5 protein-coding genes are annotated in these 4,320 nt (G+C 68.2%); 4 read left to right on the plus strand and 1 reads right to left on the minus strand.

The window, feature by feature from the left end:
* Positions 1 to 494 precede the first annotated feature (494 nt).
* The gene (locus tag BM228_RS33250; protein WP_244537443.1) at positions 495 to 1,130 is read left to right on the plus strand and encodes a carboxymuconolactone decarboxylase family protein; all 636 of its coding nucleotides are present in this window, start codon (positions 495 to 497) and stop codon (positions 1,128 to 1,130) included.
* Between the two features lie 105 nt (positions 1,131 to 1,235).
* Here BM228_RS33250 and BM228_RS33255 read toward each other — a convergent pair whose 3' ends face one another.
* Positions 1,236 to 1,946, minus strand: coding sequence for a GntR family transcriptional regulator (locus tag BM228_RS33255; RefSeq protein WP_092047579.1), 711 nt, complete (start codon positions 1,944 to 1,946; stop codon positions 1,236 to 1,238).
* A 112-nt stretch (positions 1,947 to 2,058) separates the two neighbouring features.
* On the opposite strand from BM228_RS33255, the gene BM228_RS33260 reads away from it, so the two are divergent.
* From BM228_RS33260 to BM228_RS33270, 3 genes are all read left to right on the plus strand, one after another.
* Positions 2,059 to 3,114 carry a zinc-dependent alcohol dehydrogenase gene (locus tag BM228_RS33260; RefSeq protein ID WP_092047580.1) on the plus strand — a complete coding sequence of 352 codons (1,056 nt, stop codon included), beginning with the start codon at positions 2,059 to 2,061 and terminating at the stop codon, positions 3,112 to 3,114.
* On the plus strand, positions 3,114 to 4,130 hold the full coding sequence (locus tag BM228_RS33265) for an NAD(P)H-quinone oxidoreductase (RefSeq protein WP_092047582.1): 1,017 nt from the start codon (positions 3,114 to 3,116) through the stop codon (positions 4,128 to 4,130). The genes BM228_RS33260 and BM228_RS33265 overlap by 1 nt, the downstream gene beginning before the upstream one ends.
* Positions 4,130 to 4,320, plus strand: a 191-nt coding sequence (locus tag BM228_RS33270; RefSeq protein ID WP_244537444.1) for a thiamine pyrophosphate-binding protein, incomplete at its 3' end; no start/stop codon positions are given. The genes BM228_RS33265 and BM228_RS33270, both read left to right, overlap by 1 nt.

Genomic DNA, 4,320 nt, shown 5'->3' on the forward strand with positions numbered 1-4,320 from the left:
GTGTGGTTCAGCCCGACGTGAGCGCGGCCCACCTCCTGCGCGTGCTCGACAGCCTCGGCGTGAAGGACTCCGGTGGCGTCTTCGCCTGGGATGGCGCGCGGATTCCGGCCTGAACGAGTCACCGACCGAGATGCGCCCTGTGGTACCCGACGACCGAGCCGGCAAACGCAGTTTGCATTATGTCGATGCCGATAGCCCTCGACGGCTCAAACGAGCCCAGTCCGGTCGTTCAGCCGACGCTGTCAGCATCTTGATAGCGAGCGCTGCGACCGCACAGATCTCGAATCTGGACGCTGGCGGTCACAAAACTTGAATTTCGGGCGGGACGAGCAGCGCGGACGATCTGCATGGCAGGCATTTCAGGCCGGGAGTTGGTACTTGGAGATTAACACCGCCATGGAGACTGTGCAGATTGACGGACGGATGGACACAAACGGTTCGTTTGGCCAACATGACCGTATCCGGTTACAGAATCCGGATTGGGAGGAGCGCCGATGAAAGTGCTGGTTCCGGCCGCCGTCAGCCTGCTGCTGGCTGTGAACGGCACCTCTGCGCAGACCGTCGAGCGTTTCCCGGCGCTGCAACCAGATCAGATGACGGCAGCCCAGAAGAGCGCCGCGGACGCGATCCTCTCCGGACCGCGAAAATCTCTTGATGGCCCGTTCAATGCGTGGCTGCGCTCACCCGAACTCAGCAATCGTCTGCAAAAAGTCGGCGAGTATCTCCGGTTCAATACGAGCCTGCCTCGTGACCTCAACGAGTTCGCAATCCTGATCACCGGCCGGGTATGGAGTTCCGGCTATGAATGGTACGCGCATCATCCGCTGGCCCTAAAGGCCGGCCTTCGCCCCTCGATCGCCGAGGACTTGAAGGCCGGTCGGCGACCGACCGGCATGAGTACCGACGAGGCGCTGATCTACGACTTCTCGACTCAGCTTCATCGTGACAGGCAAGTGTCCGACGCCCTATACAAGTCAGTGGTCGCCCGGTTCGGAGAACAGGGAGCGATGGATCTCATCGCCGTCAATGGCTACTACGACCTCGTTTGCATGACCCTGAATGTCGCCAAAGTCGAGCCGCCCGCCGACGCGAAGGAAACCTTGCCATCGCCGCCCGTTCCGGCTGACTGATCGAGCCCGATCCACGCGGCGCGGCTGGCAACGCAGAGGTCGCGGCCCGATGCCGGATAGGCCGGCCGAGGATGTGTTCGGCGGGTCCGAGGCACCCGCCCCGGATCACCCCGCGGGGGACGCGCGGACATGGGCGAACAACCCGCTGCCGCCGCGCTCGATATCCTCCCGGACTGCATCGCGCGCGGCGTCCGAGTCGCCGTGGCGCAAGGCGTCGATGATGCGCCGATGTGGGTGGGGTTCCCAGTCCGGGACCCCGTCATCATAGAGGTGCGAAAGGATCGGGCCGCATCGCACCCAAAGCAGTTTGACGATCTCATACAGGATCGGCATCCCTCCAAGCCTGCAAAGCGACAAGTGGAACTCGGTGTTGAGGTTCACTGCGCGGGCGAAGTCGCGGCTCGCATGGCACTGTGAGATCTGTGCGTGGATCGCTTCGAGAGCGTCGATCTCCGCCGCAGTCGAAGCGATGGCCGCGGCAGCCGCCCGTCCCTCGAGGTCTGTGCGGATAGCCCGGATCTCCAGGAGCTGATCCAGCGCCAGCCTGGGCACGACGACGCTGCCGCGCGCATCGAGGGCCAGTGCCTTCTCGGAGACCAGTCTGAGTAGGGCCTCGCGCATGGGCGTCGCGCTGATACCGAACCGGGCCGACATTGGGCGGAGCCGCAGGCGAGTGTCCGGTCTCAACTGTCCGCGCATCAGCGCGACGCGAAGCTCGCGGTAGGCGCGCTCGCTCAGGCTCTCCTTGACGATCGGACGAACCCAATCCGGCAAGATTTCGCCTGTTTCGGGTTCGGACGCCGAAGCGCTTGACATATTCCTCCCCTTTGCCCGATGTTTGTTATAACAAATTACATACTGCGTCGACGGCTCGCACCGCGTCGCAGGCCGCCGGGCCGCGAGGCCGAGCGGTACACAGGGGACGGAAATGCTTGCGTTGCGCAAGGCAACGGCTGCCTTCGGGGCAGACCTCGTCCACGTCGATGCACCGCCCAGCCCGGGCGCGGGTCGCGTGATAATCGCGGTTGCCGCTGCTGGCATCTGCGGCAGCGACATCCACGCCTTCGAGTGGACGCCAGGCTACGGCTTCATGACCGCCTTCATGCCAGTCACCCTCGGCCACGAGTTCGCCGGCACGGTCCGGGCGGTGGGAGACGGCGTGACCGCGCTCGCGCCGGGCGACCGCGTCACCTGCTGGCCCACGGTGGCGTGCGGCGACTGCACGGCCTGCTCCGCCGACCGGCCGCAGGATTGCCAGGGCCGGCGGGTCGTCGGCCTGCACGCCGATGGGGCCTTTGCTCAGCAGGTCGTCGTTCCGGCCGCGAATTGTCGCCGTCTTCCTGACGACTTGCCTCTAGCCGTCGCGGCCTTGGCCGAGCCCCTGGCGGTGGCGGTCAACGCCGTCGACGTGGCGGAGGTGGGGCCTGGCGACCGGGTGGTGGTGCTCGGGCCGGGCCCGATTGGGCTCAGCATCGCCTTCGTGGCGCAGCTCCGGGGCGCGACCGTGCTGCTCGCCGGCCTCGACGACACCGCCCGCCTCGACCTCGCCCGCCGGATCGGCATCGGCGGGACCGTCGATCTCGCAGGCGGCAGCCTGGAAGCCGCTGTCCGGCATGCTTTCGGCGGGGAGGCCGACCGGGTGATCGAGGCGACCGGATCAGCCCGGTCGGTGGTCGAGGGGCTGGCCGTGCTGCGTTCGGGCGGCGTGCTGGTGGTGGCCGGAATCCACTCCGGATCCTTGGACCTCGACCTGACCGGCTTCGTCCGCAGCAAGAAGCAGCTTCGTGCGGCCCACGACACCACGGCGCGTGCCTTCGACGAAGCGATCCGCCTCCTCGCCGCTCACGGCGGGGCGCTCGCAGCGCTGATCACGCATCGCCGCCCCCTCGCCCAAGCCGAGGCGGCGTTCGATCTGGCACGCAGCCGGCAGGCCATGAAGGTGCTGCTTCTTCCCGAAGGCGTTGCAAGGCAGGAGGAGGGGTGATGAGCACCGGGATGCGAGCAGTCATCGCCGCGGGGCCGGGCGGTCCCGAAGTCCTCCGGATGGTCGAGCGACCCCGTCCAGAGCCGGGCCAGGGCCAAGTGCTCGTGCGCGTCGAGGCCGCGGGCATCAACCGGCCGGATGTGATGCAGCGCGAGGGCCGATACCCACCGCCGCCCGGCGCCTCCGACGTGCTCGGGCTCGAGCTCGCCGGCATCGTCGAGGCCCTTGGGCCCGGTGCCGGGCGCTTTCGGCCTGGAGACCGGGTGATGGCGCTGGTGCAGAGCGGCGCCTACGCCGAATGGGCCGTCGTCGACGAGGCGGTCGCGCTTCCCGTGCCGGAAGGCCTCCCGGCCGTCGAGGCGGGCGCTATCCCCGAGACCTACTTCACCGTGTGGAGCAACGTGTTCGAGCGCGCCCGGCTGCAGGCGGGCGAGAGCCTGCTGATCCACGGCGGTTCCTCGGGCATCGGCACGACCGCGATCCTGCTGGCGAAGGCCCGGGGTGCCCGGGTGATCGTCACCGCTGGCTCGCCCGAGAAATGCGCGGCCTGCCTGAAGCTCGGCGCGGATGCCGCGATCGATTACCGGCAGGAGGATTTCGTCGCCGCGGCCAAGGCCGCCACCGACGGTCGAGGACCCGACGTGATCCTCGACATGGTCGGCGGCCCGTACATCGCCCGCAATCTCGACGCCGTGGCGGTCGACGGGCGCATCGCGCAGATCGCCTTCCAGCAGGGCTCGCGGGTGACGGAGATCGACTTCCAGCCGCTCCTGATGAAGCGAGTGACGCTGACCGGCTCGACGCTGCGGGCCCGTCCGGTCGCCCTGAAGGCGCGCCTCGCCGATGCCCTAGCCGAGCACGTCCTGCCGCTGCTCGCGGCGGGTCGGGCGCGGCCGCCGATCGACTCCGTGTTCCCGTTCGACCGGGTCGCCGAGGCCCATGCCCGCATGGATGCGGGCCAGCATATCGGGAAGATCGTCCTGTCGATGGGCGACGCCGCGCAGGGGAGCCGCTGATGTCTGAGATGTCCGAGCCGCGCGCCAATATGACCGGCGCTCACGCCCTCGCCGCTGCGCTCCACCGGCACGGGGTCCGCGACGTGTTCGGCCAGAGCATCCCCTCGGCCCTGTTCCTGGCGGCGCCGCATCACGGCATCCGCCAGATCGGTTACCGCACCGAGAACGCGGGCGCCGCGATGGCCGACGC

This window comes from Methylobacterium pseudosasicola (genome assembly GCF_900114535.1).
GTDB classification, from domain to species: domain Bacteria; phylum Pseudomonadota; class Alphaproteobacteria; order Rhizobiales; family Beijerinckiaceae; genus Methylobacterium; species Methylobacterium pseudosasicola.

Excerpts from the sequence above, each read along its gene's own strand:
- BM228_RS33250 (WP_244537443.1), top strand. The coding sequence starts at position 495 with ATGAAAGTGCTGGTTCCGGCCGCCGTCAGCCTGCTGCTGGCTGTGAAC.
- BM228_RS33255 (WP_092047579.1), bottom strand. The coding sequence starts at position 1,946 with ATGTCAAGCGCTTCGGCGTCCGAACCCGAAACAGGCGAAATCTTGCCG.
- BM228_RS33260 (WP_092047580.1), top strand. The coding sequence starts at position 2,059 with ATGCTTGCGTTGCGCAAGGCAACGGCTGCCTTCGGGGCAGACCTCGTC.
- BM228_RS33265 (WP_092047582.1), top strand. The coding sequence starts at position 3,114 with ATGAGCACCGGGATGCGAGCAGTCATCGCCGCGGGGCCGGGCGGTCCC.